Raw genomic sequence first — 18,987 nt, 5'->3', positions numbered from 1 at the left:
CCGCCTGATTGATCAATCCTATCATGAATACGCACGAAACCAAGTTCGGGTTACGTCGGCGCCGAAATAGGCTTGAATTTTCGTTGGGCAACGCTAAATCTAACGTTAACGTAAAGGTGAGGCATGGCCCGGCACAAGCTGTTCAAGATGATCAACTGGTATCCGCCGATGATCGGCGCCGGTATCCGCGTGATCGAAACCAGCCCGGACTTCACCTCGATTACCGTGCAGATGCGCCTGACCTGGTGGAACAAGAATGTCGTCGGCACCCAGTTCGGCGGTTCGCTCTACATGATGTGCGACCCGTTCTTTATGGCCATTTTGATGACCAAGCTGGGCAAGGATTACATCGTCTGGGACAAGGCGGCGTCGATCCAGTTCTTGAAACCCGGCCGCTCGAATGTGACGGCGCACTTCCACATTCCGCAGGCAGAGATCGATCGCGTGCGCGAACATGCCGACACCAAGGGCAAGATCGAGCCGGAATACAATGTCGATGTCATCGACGAAGCCGGTGTCGTGGTCGCGCGCGTGCACAAGACGCTGTATGTGCGAAGGAAGCCGGCTAAGGTTTAGGCGACTCCACGTACCCTCTTCAGCTTACCGGTAGCCCTTCTCGCTAATCAACCAATTCTTAAGCGCGATGAGGTTCGGATCGATGACGTGAGGCGGCGTTTTCGTAAGATATAGTACGGTAGTCTCATTGCACTGGCTTAAAAACGTCCATATCTCCGACTGCACCCAGTCAGGCACGAACCCCCATAAAGTGCGAAAATCATGCGACTCTAATATTAGAATCGATTGGCCGATCACTTCAGGTTTTGTGTAAAGACCCGAGAAATACCAATCTGCTAATTTAAGCAATCTATCGCTAGCATCACTCATTGCACAATTCCCCAATTTGCAATGCTATCTAATAAGCGTAAGTTCCATTTCCACGCATACCCCACTATCCGGAACAAGCCGTATCTTGGCGGCATCGCGTAGCGAGTGAACGGTTGCTACTCTTTTACCGCTTCATCCGTCTTTCCGGCTTCTTCCGCGCGCTTCTTCTGCGCCGCGACCATCTTGGCGGTGGCGGCCTGGATTTGCGCCTTGCGTTGTTCGGCCAGTTCGTTCGGCGTCAAAAGGCGGTGCTTGGCTTTGTTCATCATCGTGGCTTTCATGTTTATCGCCACGTCCTAGCACGCCTTTGACGCCGCTGTCGCCTACTTACGGCAGTTTGAAACCGCGCTGAGTGGCCTCGCGGGCGCCGACCCGGTCGAGCCAGGCCAGGATATTCGGCCGGACCTCGAGCATGGGCTCGATATGATCCTTAACGCGCGTGCGGTATTGCGAAATCCACGGCCAGATCGCCATGTCGGCAATGGTGAAATGCTCACCGGCGACATATGGCGTTTCCCCAAGGCGTTTTTCGAGGACATTGAACAGCCGCCGCACTTCGTTGGCGTAGCGTTCAAGGCCCTGGGTATTGTCGGCGGCATTGAGCGCGAACCAACCCAATTGCCCCATCATCGGACCCAGACCACCCATCTGCCACATCAGCCATTGGATCGTCGTCCAGCGTTCGGCGCCGTCCCTGGCCAGGAACTGACCGTACTTGTCGGCAAGGTAGATCATGATGGCGCCGGACTCGAAGATCGACAGCGGGCCGCCCTCGGCCTCATCGTCGACAATGGCGGGTATCTTGTTATTGGGCGAAATCTTGAGGAAGTCGGGCGCGAATTGCTCGTCCTTGCCGATATTGACGGGATGAATCTTGTAGGGAATACCCAGCTCTTCCAGCAGGATGGTGAGCTTGCGGCCGTTGGGGGTGCCCCAGGTGTAGAGTTGGATCATCGCGGTTCCTCAGGTTTGGCGTCCCGAAGAGATGGGCGTGTCATCCGCCGATGCAAGAGCTCAGAAGCTCGGCGTGAACACCATCAACCAGAAAATCACCACGACGGCCGGAAAGGCCAGGCTGCCGAGGATCAGCCACCACCGGTTATAGGCCCAATATTGCGCCGGCAACTCGTTTTCGGCAGCCGCGGCCAGGGCCCGCATCTTCAACTGGATCCACACCACCGGCAACCAGCAGGCCCCAACAAACAGATAAAGCAGGATCGCCATGACCAGCCACGGCGTCGTCATCGGAAAGCCGGCAATCTTCGCCAGGATATAGCCGGTTACCGGCTGGATAATGACGGCCGGGGTGGTGAACAGCCAGTCGGCGATGACGACGGTGCGCGTGGCGAAGCGGATGGTTTTCAGGTCGCGCGTGCGGTTGGCCATCAACATGAAAAAGGCCGTCCCGGCACCGGTCCCGAACAGCACGGTCGATGACAGGATATGTAACCATTTGACGCAGAGATAGAGCATTGCCGGCGGCCTCGGGCATGTTAGGTTGATCAGGTTAGAGCACGCGCGGGCCATGGGCAACAGACCGATCTTCCAGGATATTTTCGGCGATGAGGCCTGGGCGCGGTTGCCACCGGCGCTGCAGCAGCACTACGCCAACCGGCCCTATTCAAACGATCGCGTGACGGTGAAGGGCGTGCTCAATATCCGCATGTCGCAGCGCATGCGTTTTCTGTCCCCGGTGTTGAAGATGATGGGCATGCTGACGCCATGGGCGGGCGATAACATCCCCTGCACGGTCCACTTCCTCAGTCATCCCAAAACCAACAGCTTTACCTTCGAGCGCTGGTTCTATTATCCCGGCCGCAAGCCATGGTGTTTCCGTTCCGAACTGGTGCCGCGCGGCGGCCACGAAGTGACCGAATATTTCGCCTGCGGCCTCGGCTGGCGCTGCACTTTTTATTATGACGGCGATAAGGTCATTTTGCGCGACCGCGGCTTTGCCTGGCGTCTGTTCGGCCTGCACATACCCTTGCCCGGCTTTCTCGACATCTTCACCGGCACCGGCGGAGCGTATGAAACGGCCACGGACGCCGGTTTCTACATGCGCATGGAGGTCAATAACGCCCTGTTCGATGACGGCCCGGAATATGGCTATGAGGGTGAATTCGTGGTGACGGACATGGCGTTACAAGATGCGTGAGGTACTTATTCTCGGCGGTTACGGCAATTTCGGCAAGCGTATCGCGCGGGCCTTAAGCCGGCATGGCGTCAAGGTGATCATTGCCGGCCGCGATTTGTCCAAGGCGCAGGCCCTGGCGAAGGACATTCCCCATGCGCGCGGCTTGAGGGTCGATATCGCCGGCAATCTGGCCGACGTCCTGGCGCGCGAAAAGCCAGCCGTCGTCGTTCATACCTGCGGCCCATTTCAGGGCGCCGATTACAGCGTGGCGCGCGCCTGTGCCGCCGCCGGTGTCCACTATGTCGACCTGGCCGACGGCCGCGATTTCGTCCGCGATTTCAGCAAACTGGATGCCGAGGCCAAGGCGGCCGGTGTCGTGCTGGTCAGCGGCGCTTCGACCGTGCCGGGATTGTCGTCGGCGGTGATCGAGCATGTCCGCCCGCAGTTTCAGCGTCTCGATGCCGTCGATTTCGGAATCTCGCCGGGCCAGAAAGCCGAGCGCGGTTTGGCGACGACGCGCGCCATCATGACCTATGTCGGCCGGCCGTTGCGTCCCTTTGCCGGACACGATCGGGCCTATGGCTGGCAGGACTTACACAGCCAGATCTATCCGGTCATGGGGCGGCGATGGCTGGCCAATTGCGACATTTCCGATCTCGATCTGTTGCCGCCGGTTTACGGTTTGCGCGATGTTCGCTTCGGCGCTGGCCTGGAGCTCGGCTTCATGCATTTCGGGCTATGGGCGATGTCCTTTTTGGTGCGCTGGGGTGTGCCACTGAACCTAGTGGCTCTGGCCAAACCGTTATTGACAGTCAGCGATTGGTTTAACGCCATCGGCAGCGATGTCGGCGGCATGCATGTCAAGCTGTCGGGAATCGGTCCGGATGGCGCGCCCTTGACCAAAACCTGGTTTATCGTGGCGGAAAAGGGCGACGGGCCGCAGATCCCGTGTGTGCCGGCGATTCTGCTGGCAAAGCGCCTGGCCGAGGGCGACGCGTCCCTGACGCCAGGCGCACGGGCCTGTGTCGGACTGGTGAGCCTTGAAGCCTATGTCGCCGAGTTGCAGCGGTTTGCCATCCGGACGTTTGATTGACGGTTCAGGCGCGGCGCTCCGCGGCACCTTGCGACTTTGGTCCATTGCGGCAATGATGCCGGCTTAACCACGCAACCTTGCCGGATATTCCTATGGTCAGCCAGTCACCCGCTCTGCTCAGACGCCTGCTGCGGGCCAAGGATCGCATGGACGCGTCCTTCGACACGGAGTGGATCGTTGCCGATCTGGCCCAGGTCAGCGGCGTATCCCAGGCGCATTTTTCCCGCGCTTTCAAGCAGGCCTTCGGCCTCCCACCGCATCGCTACCTGCTGACCCGCCGGATCGAACGCGCCGCCGCCTGGCTGCGCGATACCGACATGCCGGTCATCGAAATCGCCCTGGCAACTGGGTGGAACAGTTTGGGCACGTTCGGCCGCATCTTCCACGATATTACCGGCAGCAGCCCGAGCGAGGTGCGCCGGCTGGCACGCGGCGAGCCGCACGACCTGGCGGAGGTTCCGCATTGCTTCGTCGCCGCCGCGCACCGGCCCAATCTTAAAACCGCAGTTTTGGAGAAGCGGCGGCGGGACAGCGCGGATATAGATGACGGCGTTGAAACGGAGACCTCACATGACTAACGGAATCGGCGTCGTCGGCATCTATGTGCACGACCAGGACGCAGCACTCGACTTCTATACCGGCAAGCTTGGCTTTAAGGTGCATACCGACGCCAAGGGCGGCAATTATCGCTGGCTCACCGTCACCCATCCCGATCAGCCGGCGTTCGAGCTTGGCCTGTTCCTGCCTCAGGAGCCGGTGCTCGACGCCGATACCGCCCGGGCGATGCAGGCCCTGGTCGCCAAGGGCGCCATGCCGCCCCTGGTGCTGGTGGTCGACGATTGCCGGGCAGAATATGAGCGTCTGAAGGCCAGGGGCGTCGAATTCACCCAGGAACCGGTCGCGCGCTTCGGCAGTGTCGACGCCAATTTCCGCGACCCGTCCGGCAATGGCTGGAAGATGATCGAGGCCCGCAAATGAGCTACGCGCAATTCATGCAAGCGCCGGTAAAGCCGTCGCCATTCACCCTGTGGACGCGCCGGCTGCATCGCTGGATCGGCATCGTCTTCCTTATCACCGTCGCCGCCAATTTCGCCACCATGGCCTTTGGCAAGCCACCAATGTGGGTCGTTTACGCGCCCCTGCCACCTCTGTTCGCCATGATGATCACGGGCCTTGTCATGCTGGTCAAACACTACCGCGACAAGAAGAACGGCACTGTCTAACGGGGTCGAGGGACCCAAGGCCCCTCGCTTTCGTTACCGTGGGGTCGAAGCGGGCCGGTGAGTCGAAAACCGTTAGCTGGCGAGACACGGAGCGGAGCGTACTCAAGTACGTGAGCACCGTATCGCAGCCAGATGGCGGTTTGCAGACCTCCGGAGCGCTTCGACTAGCCGCCCAGGTAGTCGCCCTTGCCCAGCGGCACCCCCGAATGGCGAAGGATGGCGTAGGCCGTTGTCACATGGAAGAACAGGTTCGGAATAACGAAGCCGGTCAGATAGGCCAGGCCGGTGAATTCCATAGTGCGGTTCGGGAACTTCAGCACGATCTCGCGCGTTTCAGCGCCGTCGAAACCAGCGGCGGGCACTGACTTAATGAAGTCGATCGTCTTTTGCAGGCGTTCATGCAGTTCGGCGAAGGTGGCTTCGTCATCGGCATAGGACGGATTTTCGACACCGCCCAAACGCGCCGCGCCGCCCTTGGCCGTATCGCTGACCAACTGGATCTGCTTCGAGAAGGGCAGCATGTCGAGCGCCAGGCGCGCGTTCAAAACCGTCGCTTCCTTCACCGACTTTTCTTCCGCCCAGGTTTCAGCCTTGGACAGGATGGCTTTCAGATTGGTCAAGGCTCGCACCAGGATCGGCACGGACGCATGATACATGTCGATGGTGGCGGGACGGGTTAGGGTTTCGGCTTCCTGAGACATTTTTTGACCTCTTTAGATAACGTGGGTGGGCAGAACTCAGCATATGGGGTCAGGTCTTCGGAGTTTTAGCCCTCTGTTGCTGAATATATTGCAATTCGGCCTCGGCCGTCGGGTTGTTGGGTGCGTAGATCAGGGATTCCTTATACGCCGCCTCGCCTTCATTTAGACGGCCCAGTTCAACCAGGGAATAACCCCGCTTGCGCAACAACAGGGCATGATCGAAATCGTTCAAGTCCAGATGGGCAGCCAGGAAGGTATCGATCATATTCAGAGCCTCGAGATTCTCCCCCTGATAGGCCAGGCACAAGGACAATTCCGATACCAGGGTCGCGTCATCCGGATCGTTGAGCAAACCCCTTCGGTAAGCCTTTTCGGCCGCGGCGTAATCTTTGTGCTCGACACCGATCCAGCCGACGATGAAGGCCAGACTGTGATAGGGCAAGGCTTCGCGTTGCTCGACCTTGTCCTTGGCCAATTCCGGAATTTGCGCGACCTGGGCCGACAGGATCAGCATGTCTTCCATGTCATCGCTATAGATAATGACGGTGTCGCCGCAATGTTCGGGCTGGGAGGCCTTATCCGGCGCATGATCGAGCGCCGCCTGCAATTGCGGCAGTAGTTTATCGATCGCCGCCATGTCGTGCGTCTTCATGACGCCGAACGCCTTGGTCGCCAGGTCACGATCGGCCTGCTCCTGAACGGCATCGTGGGTTTGGCAGTCGATAATGGTCGTGTCAGCGTGCGCGGCAAAGGCGCCAAGCGCACAAGCGACGGTCAATGTGGCGATGACGGATTTCAGCATAATGGTCCCCCCTGTGATGACAGCGATCAAACCATAGATCACGCCGTGTAGCAATCGCCGCCCAATCGCCGTCGCGGGTCGCAAAAAAGCCGTGATGCGGGCGAAAAAGTCGCCATCGCCTCTTGAAAACTAAAACAGTAACTACTATTGTTACGTTTCCAATTCGCGATTCACCTCAGCAGAGATCCTCCCCCATGAAAATGTTCGCTGTCAAAACCCTGTTCGCCGCCTCGGCTTTCGCCTTCATGGCCTCGGCTTCGGCCTTCGCCGCCGATAGCTATAAGCTCGACGCCACCCATACTTCGGTGACCTTTCAGTACACCCACTTCGGCTTCTCGCACCCGACCGGCAAGTTCATGAACGCCGACGGCGCCGTGACGCTCGACAAGACCACGCCAGCCAACAGCCATGTCGAAGTCAGCTTCGCCATTGCCGGCATCAATACAGGCGTGCCGGCGCTCGACACCCACCTGAAGAGCCCCGACTTCTTCGACGCCGACAAGTTCCCGACCGCCACCTTCAACAGCACCAAAGTCGAGCAGACCAGCCCGACGACCGCCAAGGTCACCGGCGACCTGACGATTCATGGCGTCACCAAGCCGGTGACTTTGAACGTTACGCTCAACAAGGAGGATATACATCCGATGATGAAGAAGGACGATGCCGGCTTCACGGCCACGGGTTCGATCCTGCGTAGCGATTTCGGCATGGGCAATTACGTGCCGATGGTCAGCGACCAGATCGACCTGTATATTGAAGCGGAAGCGATCGCCCAATAACCCATAAAGGTTCGAACCATGTGGAAATCCGCTGCTATCGTCCTGGCCCTCGGTTTTACGGCGGCGCCGGCTTTCGCAGCGGATACCTACAAGTTCGAGCCCGACCACACCTCGGCCATCTTCACCTATGAGCATTTCGGCCTGTCGCACCCCAGCGGCAAGATCATGGGCGCCAAGGGCACCCTGGTGCTCGATGACGATGTGACCAAGGACACGGTCGACGTTTCGCTCGACATGAACACCCTGACGACCGCCCTGCCCGACTTCGATACTATGCTGAAAGGCAAGGACTATTTCGATGTCGCGCTGTTCCCGACGGCGACCTTCAAGAGCACGTCGGTCGTCTTGACGACGCCCCCGGCGACCGACAATGCGACCGCCGCGGACTCCCCCAAAACCGCGGACGTAACCGGCGATATGACCATCCACGGCATTACCAAGAGCGTCGTGCTGCATGTCACCTTCAACAAAAAGGCCTTCAATCCGGCCCTGTTCAAGACCGGCTACGGTTTCACCGCGACGGCGCATCTGCAACGCAGCGACTTTGATCTCAAGAAATACGAGCCCTTCGTCGGCGACGATATCGACCTCGTTATCGAGGCCGAAGCGTTTTAAGTAATCAAGCAATATCCCCCAGCACCCCCGCGCGAGGGGCGTGCGGTCTCCCTCACCGAGCCTCTGCGGCTGCCCAAGCGGGTAGGTTCAGGTATTCTTGATCCTCCCCGCTTGCCGGGGAGGGGGACCGCGCCCAGAGGGCTGGTGGTGGGGTATCTTGTTTTTCCTGCAAACGGGCGACATCAGATGACACGAACCACCAAAACCCCGACCCTCTACATCCCCCACGGCGGCGGTCCCTGCTTTTTCATGGAGTGGACTCCCGCCGATATGTGGGACGAGATGGGCGCCTATCTCAAGCGCTTGCCCGAAGATATCGGCGCCAAACCCAAGGCCCTGCTGATCGTCTCCGCCCATTGGGAAGAGGCCGAGTTCACCGTCCAGACCAAACCGGCGCCCGGCCTGCTGTTCGACTATTACGGCTTCCCGCCCTCGACCTACGAACTGAGCTGGCCGGCGCGTGGCTCGGCCGACCTGGCGCAACGCGTCCAAGAACTGGCCGCCGCCGCCGGCATTACGGTCGCCGGCGACGCCAACCGTGACTTCGACCATGGCGTCTTTATTCCCATGCTGATGGCCTGGCCCGACGCCAACATTCCCACCATCCAATTGTCGCTAAGGGCCGGCCTCGATCCGGAAGCGCACCTGGCCCTGGGGCGTGCCCTGGCGCCTTTGCGCGACGAAGGCGTTCTGATCATCGGTAGCGGCATGAGCTATCACAATCTCCGCTGGCTGATGCAGCGCGACACCGAAGGCAGTGTCCGCCATGTTTCGCACGATTTCGACGCCTGGCTGCAGGAAACTCTGAAAGTCGACCGCAATGACCTCAGGAATTGGGAGTCGGCGCCCAATGCCCGCGCCTGCCATCCACGCGAGGAGCATCTGATCCCGTTAATGGTGGCGGCCGGAGCAGCCGGCGACGATCCTGTGCGCGTGACCTATCACGAAGACAGTCTGGGCCCGACGGGCGTCGCGATTAGCGGCTTCCAATTTGGCTGAAAATCGCCGTTTATTGGCGACAATCCGTCTGGCGATTTTATGAGAGTCGGCGTTATTGAGCGGCATTCTAGCGCTCAAACGCCGCGGGGCTCCTCGCAAAGGCTCGGGCGCATGGTCATGCTTGCCAAATCTCGTCGAGATTTGGAGGCAACATGGAGGCGCGCATGTACGAACTGCATATCGGCAACAAGAACTATTCGTCCTGGTCCTTGCGGCCATGGGTGCTGCTGACGGCCCTCGACATCCCGTTCACCGAGCACCAGCACTATTTCCAGCCCGACAATAGCGGCTTCAAGGACTTCTCGCCGTCCGCCCTGGTCCCGGCCCTGATCGACGGCAAGACAAGCGTGTGGGATTCGCTGGCCATCGCCGAATATGTCGCCGAAGACCACCCCAAGGTCTGGCCGTCCAACCGCGAAGCCCGCGCCTGGGCGCGCTCCGCCTCAGCGGAAATGCATTCCGGCTTTTCGACCCTGCGCAACATGTGTTCGATGAATGTCGGCGTCCGCGTCAAGATGTTCGATACCCCGCCGGCCCTGATCCGCGAGCTGGCCCGCATCGATGAGCTGTGGCGCTACGGCCTGGCCAATTTCGGCGGGCCTTTCCTCGCCGGCAGCAGCTTTACCGCCGTCGACGCCTTCTACGCCCCGGTCGTGTTCCGCATCCAGACCTATGGCGTCGCCTTCGACCTGAGCTCCGAAGCGCGCGCCTATGTCGACCGCATCCTCGCCCTCCCCGCCATGCAGGCGTGGTATGCCGGCGGCATTGCCGAAACCGTGCGTGATCTGCCGCATGAGCATGAAGCGGCGTCTGTCGGCGAAGTGATTGCCGACTATCGCGCGAAATAACCTTGCGCGAAATTGTCGTACAATTTAAGCTCCCTCAAAACATAAGTTGAGGGAGCTTTTTCATGTCACGTCTTGCTGTCAGTCTTATCGCCTTGTCGGCCGCTTTGGCCGCCGGCGCCGCGTCCGCCGAGGGCGTCACCGTCACCTCGCCCAATGGCCGTGTCAGTATCGCGGTCGACAATGGCGACAAGACCCTGACCTACACGGTCAGCCTGGACGGCAAGGCGATCCTCACCCCGTCGCCGTTGAATCTCAATCTCGACATCGCCAGCATCGGCGGCGGCGCCAAAATCCTGTCGCACAAGGAAGTCAGCAACGACACGACCTGGCAGATCGTCGTCGGCAAGGCGGCCACCGCCAGCGACCACTATAACCAGAGCGAAATCGACTTCCAGACGACCCACGCCAAGGCCTTCAAATACACCGTCATCGTCCGCGCCTACGATAATGGCGTCGCCCTGCGCTATGTCGTGCCCGAACAGGCCGGCGTCACCGACTTCAAGGTGATGAACGAAGGCACGGCGTTTAATTTCGCCGGCGATTACGATTGCTGGGGCGCCAATATCGGCCGCTTCGACTCCAGTTTCGAAGCCGAATACGACAGCACCAAGGCGTCGAAAATCCGCAATTTCCAAAACTACATGGATCCGTTGGTGTGCAAGACCGGCGCCGGCCAGACGACCTTCGCCATCGCCGAATCCGACGTCAAGGACTATCCCGGTTTCTACCTTTCGGGCCGCGGCGACGGCGGTCTGGGCGTTCAGGTCACCTTGCCGCCGCGCTTCGACAATGACCGCAATTTCCGCTTCCGCAAGTCGGTCTCCGCCATCGAGCACCTGACGGGCCAGGGCTTCCAAACCCCGTGGCGCGTCGTGATGATCGGCGATACACCCGGCGACCTGACCGCCTCGACCCTGATCCCGACCCTGGCGGCGCCATCGAAGATCGCCGACACCTCGTGGATCAAACCCGCCAAGACGTCATGGGATTGGTGGAACGACTGGGCGCTGGACATCCCCAATGCCGGCATCAATACCGCCAGCTACAAGGCCTTTGTCGACTCTTCGGCCAGCATGAAGCTCGACGACATCCTGATCGACGAAGGCTGGTCGGTCGGCAGCGATGTCGAACCCAATCCCGACGCCGATATCACCAAGGCTATCCCCGCGCTCGACATGCCGGACCTGCTGGCCTACGCCAAGTCGAAACATGTCGGCGTCTGGGTGTGGGTGCAATGGCAGCAGCTCGACAACCAGATGGATGCTGCGCTCGCCACCTACGAACAATGGGGCATCAAGGGCATCAAGGTCGACTTCATGAACCGCAACGACCAGGAGATGGTCGATTGGTATCACAAGCTGCTCGAAAAGGCCGCCGCCCGCCATATCATGGTCGATCTGCACGGCGCCTACCCGCCCAACGGCCTGAACCGCACCTGGCCGAACTACATTACCCAGGAAGGCGTTCTGGGGGCCGAGAACAACAAGTGGAGCGCGCGCATCACCGCCACCCACAATGTCACCCTGCCCTTCACCCGCATGATCTTAGGGCCGATGGACTATACGCCGGGCGGTTTCCGTTCGTTGACCCCGGCGGAGTTCGCCACGCAGCAGCGCTATCACGCCCCCTTCGTCATGACCACGCGCGGCCAGGCCATCGCCATGTATGTCGTCTATGACAGCCCATTCCAGATGGTGTCCGACAGCCCGTCAGCCTATAAGAACGCCGATGGGACCTGGGCCGACGGCGCCGACTTCATTCAGGGCGTGCCGACCAGTTGGGACGAGACTCGTGTGCTGCAAGGCGATATCGGGCAATTTATCGTCACCGCCCGCCGCAAGGGCGCCGACTGGTATATCGGCGCCATGAGCAATGAGCAGGGCCGGACCGTGACGATCCCGCTGAGCTTCCTTGGCACCGGGTCTTATGCCGCCCACGTCTATCAGGACGGCGCCGACGTCAATCACCTGGCCATCTCCGATGCCAAGGTCGATGCCGGCCAGAGCCTGACACTGACACTTGCCCCCTCCGGCGGCGGTGTGGCGGTCATCAAGGCGGACGTCGCGAAGAGCAAGAAGCGGAAATAATAGGCTTTCCGAACAAGCGATTGATAATGCTTCACTTCTCCTGCCCCGCTTGCGGGGAAGGTGGCGAGCTTGTCTCGCCGGAAGGGGGATGGGTCGTCTTCAGCAAGTTCCCCCTTCCGTCGTTTGCTCCGCAAACGCCACCTTCCCCGCGAGCGGGGCAGGAGAATGAAGATAATTCCCTGACCTTGACGCTGGCACCTTCCGACGGTGGTGTATTGGTGATCAAGGCCGATGCTTCGAAGGGCAAAAAGCGGAAATAGCTGTATCATCGTCCCCGGATGGGTCTCTGCGGACGGCGCCCCTAGGTTGGCGTGTCTCTGCCGGTACGAGGCGGGGGTTGTACAGCCCATTCCCCGCTGCATTCGTCGGATGGCACCTTGTAGGGATGCGGAAGACCCAACTCACTTTTATAAAGTGCGCCGGACCAATTGAGCGTGGGTTGGGATTCACGGAAGCGGTCTAGCAGCATACCTATCGTCTGCATGGCGTTATAGAGCGCGCCCAAGCGATCCATGCCGACGGCTCTATGCACCGCATCTCTATTCATCCCCTTGATGCGGAACCAACACAGCATAAGGCCATCGTAGCGACCGGGATTCCATATCTGGACGACCAGCTTTTTCCCATCGCCATATCCGTATGTCCGTTTGAAGAGCGGTTTTCCGAGCTTGCTGGCTTTCATATCGTCTCCTCCAAATGCGAACCTTAACCCATCCTGGCCAAGCTTGGTCAAGCCATGGTCGCGACACCACCTTTTCCATGTCCAAAATTTAATTTGCCAAGCATCGTGCCTTGCCATATACCTTGCATCACAAAGTATATGGTCATGAAAGCCACTTCGCATGTTGAACAAGACGCCRCCACCCGACAAGACCCCGGAAAGCCGCCGCACCCAGATGTACAAGGGCGTGCTGGAACTGGCCCTGATGAGCCTGTTGCAGGACGGAGCGCAGTACGGCCTGCGCATCCTCGACCAATTGCGCGACGACGCCGGTTTGGACCTGGCGGAAGGCACGCTCTATCCCCTGCTGCACCGCCTGGAAAAGGCCGGCTTGATCAAGGCCGAATGGCGCCATGAAGACGGCGCCAGCCATCCGCGCAAATATTACGGCCTGACCGATGCCGGCACCGGCGAACTGACCGACCAGCGCAAGGTGTGGCTGGACATGACAACGCGGCTCAACGCCTTCCTGATCCGGAGGGGCGGATGAGCGACGCCATCGAGACCTGGATGCGCGCCTTGGCCCGCGGCCTGCACACCCTGCCCCACGCGGCGCAGGACGACATCATGGCCGAGGTCCGCGCCCATGTCGCCGATCGCCTGAGCCAGGGCCTGACACCCGACCAGGCGCTCAGCGGTTTCGGCGACGCCAAGGCGTTTGCCCGCAAATTCGGCGCCGACGTCCGCCTCGACGACGCCATGGCGCAACGCTATGCGGCCGAAGCCCTGGTGGAACTGCTGACCGTAGCAGCGCGCGCCTTTACCGCCGGCTTCGGCCTGGTCGCCGGCACGCTCAGCCTGTTGCTGGTCGTGCGCATCGCCGGCCTGTTCCTGGAACAGTTGGGCCTTCTCGCCGTCATCCAGGCTCCGCTCGATCCCGCCACCCTGCTGTCCGGCCTCGGCCTGTGGATGTGGCCGGCCGGCATCGTCATCGCCACCATCTTGGGCTTCGCCGCCCGTTCGAGTTTCAAACTGGCCGTGGCCAGCCTGCGCATGGAGCGCTTCGCATGACATCTTCTTCCGGGAAACCCGACATGACCCCCTTGCCCACAGACATTACCCAATGGCTGACCGCGCTCAACACAGCGCTGGCCACCCTGCCCGACGCCGACCGCAACGACATCGTCAATGAGGCCGGCGGCCATCTCCAGGACCGCATCACAGCGGGCCTGACACCCGCTCAGGCCCTGCACGGCTTCGGTCCGGCCAAGGCCTATGCACAAAATTTCGTCGATCAATATGCGCTCGATACGGCGCTCAATTCCAGAAAGGTACTTGTTATGGTCAAGACACTTGTCGGCTTCACCGGCCGCAGTCTCATCGCCTTCTTCGGCCTGATGGGCGCCCTCGTCTTCGGCAGCCTCGCCCTCGGTTCCGCCGTCTCCATCGTGCTGAAAACCATCCGCCCCGACATGGTTGGCCTGTGGGTCAATGCTGAAGAGCAGGAATTTGTCCTGGGCACGGTCTCCAACCACATGACGTCGCATGAAGTCGCCGGTAACTGGGTCTATCTCATCTTCCTCGCCCTGATCATCGTCGGCGGTTTCCTCGGCCGTGCCTGCCTGTTGGCGGCGATCAAGAGCATCAAGGGCAAGACGGTCGCCCTCCATGCGATTGCTGCCTGATTGACAGACTGCCCTTTATTCGCTATTTGCCGAAATACCAAATTATTACTCAGAGGTGGGCTATGAAAAAAGCATTGATGATGGCGGCGGCAATGATGGCTTTTGGTGCGGGACAGGGCCGCGCCGAAGAGGCAGCCGGCGACTGGGGCGGCTTGCTGGCCGGTCAGTTGCACGTCATTATCCACGTTAAGAAGGCCGACGACGGCAGCTATAGCGCCAGCCTGGAAAGCCCGGACCAGGGCACCTTCGTCCTGCCGGCCGATACGGTGACGGCGACGTCCGACCATCTCGCCTTTACCATCGCCAAGATCAACGGCAGCTATGACGGCACCTGGGACGCGACGAAAAACGCCTGGGTCGGCACCTGGACCCAAGGCCAGGCCATGCCGCTGGTTCTGTCTCGCCTGACCGCTGATCAAGCCAAGGCGGCGCCACAACCCCGGCCACAGGAAGAGGCCATTGCCGCCGGTCCCCTGCCCTATACCTTGTCGGAGGTGACCTTCGACAATGCCGCCGCCAAGGTGACATTGGCCGGCACGTTCAGTGTCCCGCAAGGTGCCGGCCTCTTTCCGGCCGTCGTGCTGATCTCCGGCTCCGGACCCAATACCCGCGACGAAAATGTCTTCAATCACAAGGTCTTTCTCGTCATCGCCGATGCGTTGAACCGCGCCGGCATCGCCGTTCTGCGTTATGACAAGCGCGGCGTCGGCGCCTCGACCGGCGATTACAAGAGTGCCACTACGGCCGATTTCACCAGTGATGCCCAAGCCGCGGTCGCCTGGCTGAAAACGCAGAAACAGGTCGACCTCAACCATATCGGCGTCGCCGGTCACTCCGAAGGCGGCCTGATCGCCCCGGCCGTGGCGGTCGCCGATCCATCGGTCAAATTCGTCGTCATGATGGCCGGCCCCGGCCTGCGCGGCGACCAGATCCTGATGATGCAGCAAGACCTGATCGCCAAAGCCATGGGCGCCACGGATGCCCAGATCGCGCCCGGTGCCGCCATCAACCGCAAGCTCTACGACGCGGTGTTGGCCGCCAACGACATCGCCGATGCCAAGCTGCGCGTCAAGGCGGCCCTGGATGAAGAGGTCGCCGCCGGTCGCCTGCCCGCCGACAAGGTCCAGGCGGCGATCGACGAGGCCACGGGGCCGTGGATGTTCGCCTTCCTGCGCTACGATCCGGTGCCGACCTTGCGTCAAGTCAAGGTGCCAGTCCTGGCCATCGATGGCTCTCTCGACCTGCAGGTCCCGGCGAAAGAGGACCTGGCGGCCATCGCCGCGGCGCTGGCCGGCAATCCGGATGTAACGACGACCGAACTGCCGGGCCTCAATCACCTGATGCAGACCGCCACCACCGGCGCGCCCTCGGAATATGGCACGATCGCGGAAACCGTGGCGCCGCTGGCCTTAAAGACCATAACCGACTGGGTTGTCGCCCATTGTCGTTAGGCGCCGGCCGCCATGGTAACGAGAAGCTCGTCCAGTTGTTCGAACTGCTCGGGCAAGCCGTCCGCCGCCCCGCCGGCAGCATCAAACGCTTCCTTCGACGGATAGACCTCGCTCAAGGTCAGCAGGGTCGCGTCGCCCCTTGCCTCGAAAGTCACCGTCGTGATGGCGCCGTCTTCGCTTTCCTCATTGGTCCAGACGATCCGCGAATTAGGGACCACGTCGATATATTTACCGAAGAAGGCAAAGGACTGCGAGGCATCCTGACCGAACTCGAGGCGGTAGCCGCCCCCCGTGCGAACATCCAGCTCGCAGGACAGCAAAGGTACGCCCAACGACTTCGGCGCCCACCACCGCCTGAACAGCTCCGGCTTTGTCCACGCCTGGAACACAATGTGCGGCGGGGCGTTGAAAGTCCGCGTAGCGACGACCTCGCGATCGGACTTCAGTTCAATCACCGTCCGGTTTTTCGTGGCTGCGGCAGCGCTATCATGTGTTTCACTCATCGATTTTCTCCTTGCTTTTCAATTCTTCAACAATGTCGTCCAACGCATCGAAACGTGCGTCCCAGACCTGGCGGTAACGCGCGATCCACGCCGCCTCTTCCTCCAGCCGGCGCCGCCCCAACCTGCATGTGCGCACGCGCCCGACCTTCTGCGTCGTCACGAACCCAGCCTTCTCGAGGACACCGACATGCTTCTTCATGCCCGTGAGGGTCATGTGGAACCTGTCGGCAAGGTCCGTGATCGAAGCGTCCGAACGGCCGAGCTGCTCCAGAACACCGCGTCGGGTGGCGTCAGAGAGCGCGGCGAAAGAGGCATCGAGGCGAGGTGTGATATACTGAACCATTTGGTTCAGTATATAGCCCAGAGATCGCCGTCGCGCAATGAAGAATATTCGTAAGGGTCTAAGTCTTCTTGAGCTCGGCTTCCAGCCATTCCATATCGTCGTCGGACAGGCCGAAATGGTGGCCGGCTTCATGGATCAGGATATGGCTGACCAGGTCGTCCAGCGTCACACCGCCGTCCGCCCACTCATCGAGGATCGCGCGGCGGAACAGGTGGATCATGGCCGGCAGGTCGCCGGTCACGGCTTCGAGCTCGGCCGGGCGGCCGCTATAAAGCCCCGTCAGTTCGTACGGATCTTCGATGCCGAGATCGTCGAGCATGTCGTCAGCGGCAAAATCCTCGACGATCAGCACGACGTCCTTGAGATAGGTCGAAAACGGCGCCGGCAGTTTCGCCAATGCGGCGCGGGCGATCAGCTCGATCTCATCAAGCGAGGGCGCAAGGCCGAAGGTGCGGCTCATTCGGCGGCGGTATCGACCGGATTTTCCGGAAAGACCTTGACCGGCTTTTCACCGTCCCACACGACCCAGTATTGGCCAAGCCGGCGCTTGCGGTCGATGGCTTTGTCGGCGGCCTCATTCAAGACACCAAGAATGTCCAAGCCGTGCGGAGACAAATTACTTTCTGTGCTCGCCATAGAGTCCTGCATAGGTCAAGAGTTGCTCATAGCTGTTGGCATTACCAATGTGAATATAGCGCTTAGTACGTTCAAACAACAGAACACGTTCAGCTCCAAGATTCATGGCACAAAGGCAGTAGTCCACGACTCGGCTATAATCGGCGAAAAGGTTGCGCAAACTGCGAGGAAATCGGCGTTCAATATCGGCCTCCGGAATATTGTGACCACCGTGCGCGACGCGTTCCGCAACACGGGCTTTTGATACGGCTACATCCGGAAGCGCCAGATAAATAAGTTCGACGGTCCAACCCTCTGACTGCAAGCGCTCTACAAGCTTAAGATAATTGCGACCGGAAAGCGTTGTCTCGAAAGCGAAATCCTCTTTCGCGGCGATGCGCGCTTCAATGGCAGACAGGAACAAGCGCCCGGCCATCAAGGCCTTGGTCTCTGGCGCAAACGGCGCCAGGCCAGCGGCCATCATGTCGGCATTCAGGAAATTCGAAACGCCAACCTTCGGAAGATATTCCAACGCGAAGGTCGTCTTACCCGCGCCGTTAGGGCCTGCAATGATCAAACATCGGGGCATTTAATCGCCTGTGTTGGTCGCTTGTATGCCTTCCTACCATACACCGGCGCGAAAATCGTGAGATTTGAGTCGAGGAGCAGGAGGCTAGCGACGGCTGTATGCTTATACAGCCTAGCGACGTCGACGCACTCATCGGCCAAAGACCGCGATTTTCACTCCTGGTCTTCGGAAAGGCCCATTATATGGAAACCCGCATCGACGTGGACGACTTCGCCCGTGGTCGAGAAACCCAGGTCCGACAGCAACCACAACGCCGAGCCGGCGACGCCTTCCATGCTGGTGGCTTCCTTCATGGCGCTGAACTGGCCGCTCTTGGCGTGCAGGCCGCGGCCGCCGCTGATGCCGGCCAGGCTCAACGTGCGCATGGCGCCGGCCGATATGGCGTTGACGCGGATACCCTTGGGGCCGAGGTCGCGGGCGATGTAGCGCGTCGCCGCTTCCAACGCGGCCTTGGCGACGCCCATGGTGTTGTAGTTCGGAATGACGCGCTCGGAGCCGAGATAGGTCAGGGTGACCAGCGAACCACCGTTCGGCATCAGCTCCGCGGCACGGCGCGAAGCATCGACGAACGAAAACGCCGAGATATTCATCGCCAGCAGGAATCCTTCGCGCGTCGTGTTCTCGACAAACGAGCCCTGCAGTTCGTTCTTGTTGGCAAACGCCACCGAGTGCACCAGAAAGTCGATCTCGCCATAGATCGCCTTCAGTTCGGCAAACGCCTTGTCCATCGATTCGTCGGACGACACGTCGCATTCGATCAGGTTCTTGACGCCAATCGATTCCGCCAGGGGCTGGACGCGGCGCAGCAGGCCTTCGCCCATATAGGAAAACGCTATTTCGGCGCCCTGGGCAGCCAGTTGCGAGGCGATGCCCCAGGCGATGGACTTGTCATTGGCGACGCCCATGACCAGGCCCTTCTTGCCCTTCATCAGGTCGCCCTTGGGGAAGTTCCATTCGTCGGCCATGCGGTCATC

Annotated in this window: 27 protein-coding genes; 15 read left to right on the top strand and 12 right to left on the bottom strand. The window is 60.3% G+C overall.

The annotated features are described in order from the left end of the window. Positions 1–123: 123 nt before the first annotated feature. Positions 124–576, top strand: coding sequence for a DUF4442 domain-containing protein (locus tag AC1DX3_RS10760; RefSeq protein ID WP_476989280.1), 453 nt, complete (start codon positions 124–126; stop codon positions 574–576). Between the two features lie 425 nt (positions 577–1,001). Here AC1DX3_RS10760 and AC1DX3_RS10755 read toward each other — a convergent pair whose 3' ends face one another. The 3 genes from AC1DX3_RS10755 to AC1DX3_RS10745 are packed head-to-tail and all read right to left on the bottom strand — an operon-like array spanning position 1,002 to position 2,358. Beyond that, entirely contained in the window at positions 1,002–1,166 is a 165-nt protein-coding gene (locus tag AC1DX3_RS10755; RefSeq protein ID WP_476989279.1) for a hypothetical protein, read from the bottom strand. Between the two features lie 46 nt (positions 1,167–1,212). Further along, positions 1,213–1,839 (bottom strand): glutathione S-transferase family protein, encoded by a 627-nt coding sequence (locus AC1DX3_RS10750; protein ID WP_476989278.1) that lies wholly within the window; start codon positions 1,837–1,839, stop codon positions 1,213–1,215. Between the two features lie 60 nt (positions 1,840–1,899). Then, the gene (locus tag AC1DX3_RS10745) at positions 1,900–2,358 is read right to left on the bottom strand and encodes a DUF2269 family protein (RefSeq protein ID WP_476989277.1); all 459 of its coding nucleotides are present in this window, start codon (positions 2,356–2,358) and stop codon (positions 1,900–1,902) included. Positions 2,359–2,410: 52 nt separating this feature from the next. On the opposite strand from AC1DX3_RS10745, the gene AC1DX3_RS10740 reads away from it, so the two are divergent. The 5 genes from AC1DX3_RS10740 to AC1DX3_RS10720 all read left to right on the top strand — a co-directional run bounded on the left by AC1DX3_RS10740 (position 2,411) and on the right by AC1DX3_RS10720 (position 5,335). Continuing rightward, positions 2,411–3,040, top strand: a complete 630-nt coding sequence (locus AC1DX3_RS10740; protein ID WP_476989276.1) for a DUF4166 domain-containing protein — start codon at positions 2,411–2,413, stop codon at positions 3,038–3,040. Continuing rightward, positions 3,033–4,112 (top strand): saccharopine dehydrogenase family protein, encoded by a 1,080-nt coding sequence (locus tag AC1DX3_RS10735; RefSeq protein ID WP_476989275.1) that lies wholly within the window; start codon positions 3,033–3,035, stop codon positions 4,110–4,112. The genes AC1DX3_RS10740 and AC1DX3_RS10735 overlap by 8 nt, the downstream gene beginning before the upstream one ends. Positions 4,113–4,204: 92 nt before the next feature. Continuing rightward, entirely contained in the window at positions 4,205–4,690 is a 486-nt protein-coding gene (locus AC1DX3_RS10730; protein WP_476989274.1) for a helix-turn-helix transcriptional regulator, read from the top strand. Next, a complete protein-coding gene (locus tag AC1DX3_RS10725; RefSeq protein WP_476989273.1) occupies positions 4,683–5,090 on the top strand; it encodes a VOC family protein in 408 nt (135 codons plus the stop codon). Before AC1DX3_RS10730 ends, AC1DX3_RS10725 begins: the two co-directional genes overlap by 8 nt. Beyond that, a complete protein-coding gene (locus tag AC1DX3_RS10720; RefSeq protein WP_476989272.1) occupies positions 5,087–5,335 on the top strand; it encodes a hypothetical protein in 249 nt (82 codons plus the stop codon). Before AC1DX3_RS10725 ends, AC1DX3_RS10720 begins: the two co-directional genes overlap by 4 nt. Positions 5,336–5,499: 164 nt before the next feature. Here the strand turns inward: AC1DX3_RS10720 and AC1DX3_RS10715 are convergent, their stop codons facing one another. Together AC1DX3_RS10715 and AC1DX3_RS10710 are read right to left on the bottom strand one after the other, a co-directional pair. Continuing rightward, a complete protein-coding gene (locus AC1DX3_RS10715; protein ID WP_476989271.1) occupies positions 5,500–6,036 on the bottom strand; it encodes a DUF1993 domain-containing protein in 537 nt (178 codons plus the stop codon). A gap of 49 nt (positions 6,037–6,085) precedes the next feature. Beyond that, positions 6,086–6,838, bottom strand: a complete 753-nt coding sequence (locus AC1DX3_RS10710) for a tetratricopeptide repeat protein (protein WP_476989270.1) — start codon at positions 6,836–6,838, stop codon at positions 6,086–6,088. Positions 6,839–7,032: 194 nt separating this feature from the next. Between AC1DX3_RS10710 and AC1DX3_RS10705 the strand changes: the two genes are divergently transcribed. The 5 genes from AC1DX3_RS10705 (at position 7,033) to AC1DX3_RS10685 (ending at position 12,166) form a co-directional block, all read left to right on the top strand. After that, positions 7,033–7,617 carry a YceI family protein gene (locus tag AC1DX3_RS10705; RefSeq protein WP_476989269.1) on the top strand — a complete coding sequence of 195 codons (585 nt, stop codon included), beginning with the start codon at positions 7,033–7,035 and terminating at the stop codon, positions 7,615–7,617. An 18-nt stretch (positions 7,618–7,635) separates the two neighbouring features. Next, on the top strand, positions 7,636–8,232 hold the full coding sequence (locus tag AC1DX3_RS10700; protein ID WP_476989268.1) for a YceI family protein: 597 nt from the start codon (positions 7,636–7,638) through the stop codon (positions 8,230–8,232). Between the two features lie 186 nt (positions 8,233–8,418). Beyond that, complete coding sequence (locus AC1DX3_RS10695) at positions 8,419–9,231, top strand: DODA-type extradiol aromatic ring-opening family dioxygenase (protein WP_476989267.1); 813 nt, start codon at positions 8,419–8,421, stop codon at positions 9,229–9,231. 164 nt (positions 9,232–9,395) lie between these two features. Next, on the top strand, positions 9,396–10,079 hold the full coding sequence (locus tag AC1DX3_RS10690; RefSeq protein WP_476989266.1) for a glutathione S-transferase family protein: 684 nt from the start codon (positions 9,396–9,398) through the stop codon (positions 10,077–10,079). Between the two features lie 62 nt (positions 10,080–10,141). Beyond that, positions 10,142–12,166, top strand: coding sequence for a glycoside hydrolase family 97 protein (locus tag AC1DX3_RS10685; RefSeq protein WP_476989265.1), 2,025 nt, complete (start codon positions 10,142–10,144; stop codon positions 12,164–12,166). Positions 12,167–12,467: 301 nt separating this feature from the next. On the opposite strand, the gene AC1DX3_RS10680 is transcribed toward AC1DX3_RS10685, so the two are convergent. After that, positions 12,468–12,848, bottom strand: a complete 381-nt coding sequence (locus AC1DX3_RS10680) for a DUF6968 family protein (RefSeq protein WP_476989264.1) — start codon at positions 12,846–12,848, stop codon at positions 12,468–12,470. 160 nt (positions 12,849–13,008) lie between these two features. Between AC1DX3_RS10680 and AC1DX3_RS10675 the strand changes: the two genes are divergently transcribed. The 4 genes from AC1DX3_RS10675 to AC1DX3_RS10660 all read left to right on the top strand — a co-directional run bounded on the left by AC1DX3_RS10675 (position 13,009) and on the right by AC1DX3_RS10660 (position 15,963). Further along, a complete protein-coding gene (locus AC1DX3_RS10675) occupies positions 13,009–13,377 on the top strand; it encodes a PadR family transcriptional regulator (RefSeq protein WP_476989263.1) in 369 nt (122 codons plus the stop codon). Further along, the gene (locus AC1DX3_RS10670) at positions 13,374–13,898 is read left to right on the top strand and encodes an HAAS signaling domain-containing protein (RefSeq protein WP_476989262.1); all 525 of its coding nucleotides are present in this window, start codon (positions 13,374–13,376) and stop codon (positions 13,896–13,898) included. Before AC1DX3_RS10675 ends, AC1DX3_RS10670 begins: the two co-directional genes overlap by 4 nt. A 23-nt stretch (positions 13,899–13,921) precedes the next feature. Beyond that, the gene (locus tag AC1DX3_RS10665; protein WP_476989261.1) at positions 13,922–14,512 is read left to right on the top strand and encodes an HAAS signaling domain-containing protein; all 591 of its coding nucleotides are present in this window, start codon (positions 13,922–13,924) and stop codon (positions 14,510–14,512) included. 62 nt (positions 14,513–14,574) lie between these two features. Next, positions 14,575–15,963 (top strand): alpha/beta hydrolase family protein, encoded by a 1,389-nt coding sequence (locus tag AC1DX3_RS10660; RefSeq protein WP_476989260.1) that lies wholly within the window; start codon positions 14,575–14,577, stop codon positions 15,961–15,963. Here the strand turns inward: AC1DX3_RS10660 and AC1DX3_RS10655 are convergent. From AC1DX3_RS10655 to AC1DX3_RS10630, 6 genes are all read right to left on the bottom strand, one after another. Continuing rightward, positions 15,960–16,466, bottom strand: coding sequence for an SRPBCC domain-containing protein (locus tag AC1DX3_RS10655; RefSeq protein ID WP_476989259.1), 507 nt, complete (start codon positions 16,464–16,466; stop codon positions 15,960–15,962). The two genes, AC1DX3_RS10660 and AC1DX3_RS10655, sit on opposite strands and share 4 nt — an antisense overlap. Next, on the bottom strand, positions 16,459–16,809 hold the full coding sequence (locus tag AC1DX3_RS10650) for an ArsR/SmtB family transcription factor (protein ID WP_476989258.1): 351 nt from the start codon (positions 16,807–16,809) through the stop codon (positions 16,459–16,461). The genes AC1DX3_RS10655 and AC1DX3_RS10650 overlap by 8 nt, the downstream gene beginning before the upstream one ends. Before the next feature lie 58 nt (positions 16,810–16,867). Then, entirely contained in the window at positions 16,868–17,269 is a 402-nt protein-coding gene (locus AC1DX3_RS10645) for a metallopeptidase family protein (RefSeq protein WP_476989257.1), read from the bottom strand. Continuing rightward, on the bottom strand, positions 17,266–17,391 hold the full coding sequence (locus AC1DX3_RS10640) for a hypothetical protein (protein ID WP_476989256.1): 126 nt from the start codon (positions 17,389–17,391) through the stop codon (positions 17,266–17,268). Before AC1DX3_RS10640 ends, AC1DX3_RS10645 begins: the two co-directional genes overlap by 4 nt. Before the next feature lie 34 nt (positions 17,392–17,425). Continuing rightward, complete coding sequence (locus AC1DX3_RS10635) at positions 17,426–18,001, bottom strand: ATPase (RefSeq protein ID WP_476989255.1); 576 nt, start codon at positions 17,999–18,001, stop codon at positions 17,426–17,428. Positions 18,002–18,165: 164 nt separating this feature from the next. Continuing rightward, on the bottom strand, positions 18,166–18,978 hold the full coding sequence (locus AC1DX3_RS10630; RefSeq protein ID WP_476989254.1) for an enoyl-ACP reductase FabI: 813 nt from the start codon (positions 18,976–18,978) through the stop codon (positions 18,166–18,168). Positions 18,979–18,987: the final 9 nt, after the last annotated feature.

The sequence above is a fragment of the Asticcacaulis sp. P2_B1 genome, assembly GCF_056404915.1.
The sequence above is the reverse complement of the archived record's forward strand: the minus strand, read 5'-3'. Positions and strand labels throughout refer to the sequence as shown.

What these genes read in the sequence shown, in the direction of transcription:
- AC1DX3_RS10760 (WP_476989280.1), top strand. Translation starts at nt 124, where the DNA reads ATGGCCCGGCACAAGCTGTTCAAGATGATCAACTGGTATCCGCCGATG.
- AC1DX3_RS10755 (WP_476989279.1), bottom strand. Translation starts at nt 1,166, where the DNA reads ATGAAAGCCACGATGATGAACAAAGCCAAGCACCGCCTTTTGACGCCG.
- AC1DX3_RS10750 (WP_476989278.1), bottom strand. Translation starts at nt 1,839, where the DNA reads ATGATCCAACTCTACACCTGGGGCACCCCCAACGGCCGCAAGCTCACC.
- AC1DX3_RS10745 (WP_476989277.1), bottom strand. Translation starts at nt 2,358, where the DNA reads ATGCTCTATCTCTGCGTCAAATGGTTACATATCCTGTCATCGACCGTG.
- AC1DX3_RS10740 (WP_476989276.1), top strand. Translation starts at nt 2,411, where the DNA reads ATGGGCAACAGACCGATCTTCCAGGATATTTTCGGCGATGAGGCCTGG.
- AC1DX3_RS10735 (WP_476989275.1), top strand. Translation starts at nt 3,033, where the DNA reads ATGCGTGAGGTACTTATTCTCGGCGGTTACGGCAATTTCGGCAAGCGT.
- AC1DX3_RS10730 (WP_476989274.1), top strand. Translation starts at nt 4,205, where the DNA reads ATGGTCAGCCAGTCACCCGCTCTGCTCAGACGCCTGCTGCGGGCCAAG.
- AC1DX3_RS10725 (WP_476989273.1), top strand. Translation starts at nt 4,683, where the DNA reads ATGACTAACGGAATCGGCGTCGTCGGCATCTATGTGCACGACCAGGAC.
- AC1DX3_RS10720 (WP_476989272.1), top strand. Translation starts at nt 5,087, where the DNA reads ATGAGCTACGCGCAATTCATGCAAGCGCCGGTAAAGCCGTCGCCATTC.
- AC1DX3_RS10715 (WP_476989271.1), bottom strand. Translation starts at nt 6,036, where the DNA reads ATGTCTCAGGAAGCCGAAACCCTAACCCGTCCCGCCACCATCGACATG.
- AC1DX3_RS10710 (WP_476989270.1), bottom strand. Translation starts at nt 6,838, where the DNA reads ATGCTGAAATCCGTCATCGCCACATTGACCGTCGCTTGTGCGCTTGGC.
- AC1DX3_RS10705 (WP_476989269.1), top strand. Translation starts at nt 7,033, where the DNA reads ATGAAAATGTTCGCTGTCAAAACCCTGTTCGCCGCCTCGGCTTTCGCC.
- AC1DX3_RS10700 (WP_476989268.1), top strand. Translation starts at nt 7,636, where the DNA reads ATGTGGAAATCCGCTGCTATCGTCCTGGCCCTCGGTTTTACGGCGGCG.
- AC1DX3_RS10695 (WP_476989267.1), top strand. Translation starts at nt 8,419, where the DNA reads ATGACACGAACCACCAAAACCCCGACCCTCTACATCCCCCACGGCGGC.
- AC1DX3_RS10690 (WP_476989266.1), top strand. Translation starts at nt 9,396, where the DNA reads ATGTACGAACTGCATATCGGCAACAAGAACTATTCGTCCTGGTCCTTG.
- AC1DX3_RS10685 (WP_476989265.1), top strand. Translation starts at nt 10,142, where the DNA reads ATGTCACGTCTTGCTGTCAGTCTTATCGCCTTGTCGGCCGCTTTGGCC.
- AC1DX3_RS10680 (WP_476989264.1), bottom strand. Translation starts at nt 12,848, where the DNA reads ATGAAAGCCAGCAAGCTCGGAAAACCGCTCTTCAAACGGACATACGGA.
- AC1DX3_RS10670 (WP_476989262.1), top strand. Translation starts at nt 13,374, where the DNA reads ATGAGCGACGCCATCGAGACCTGGATGCGCGCCTTGGCCCGCGGCCTG.
- AC1DX3_RS10665 (WP_476989261.1), top strand. Translation starts at nt 13,922, where the DNA reads ATGACCCCCTTGCCCACAGACATTACCCAATGGCTGACCGCGCTCAAC.
- AC1DX3_RS10660 (WP_476989260.1), top strand. Translation starts at nt 14,575, where the DNA reads ATGAAAAAAGCATTGATGATGGCGGCGGCAATGATGGCTTTTGGTGCG.
- AC1DX3_RS10655 (WP_476989259.1), bottom strand. Translation starts at nt 16,466, where the DNA reads ATGAGTGAAACACATGATAGCGCTGCCGCAGCCACGAAAAACCGGACG.
- AC1DX3_RS10650 (WP_476989258.1), bottom strand. Translation starts at nt 16,809, where the DNA reads ATGGTTCAGTATATCACACCTCGCCTCGATGCCTCTTTCGCCGCGCTC.
- AC1DX3_RS10645 (WP_476989257.1), bottom strand. Translation starts at nt 17,269, where the DNA reads ATGAGCCGCACCTTCGGCCTTGCGCCCTCGCTTGATGAGATCGAGCTG.
- AC1DX3_RS10630 (WP_476989254.1), bottom strand. Translation starts at nt 18,978, where the DNA reads ATGGCCGACGAATGGAACTTCCCCAAGGGCGACCTGATGAAGGGCAAG.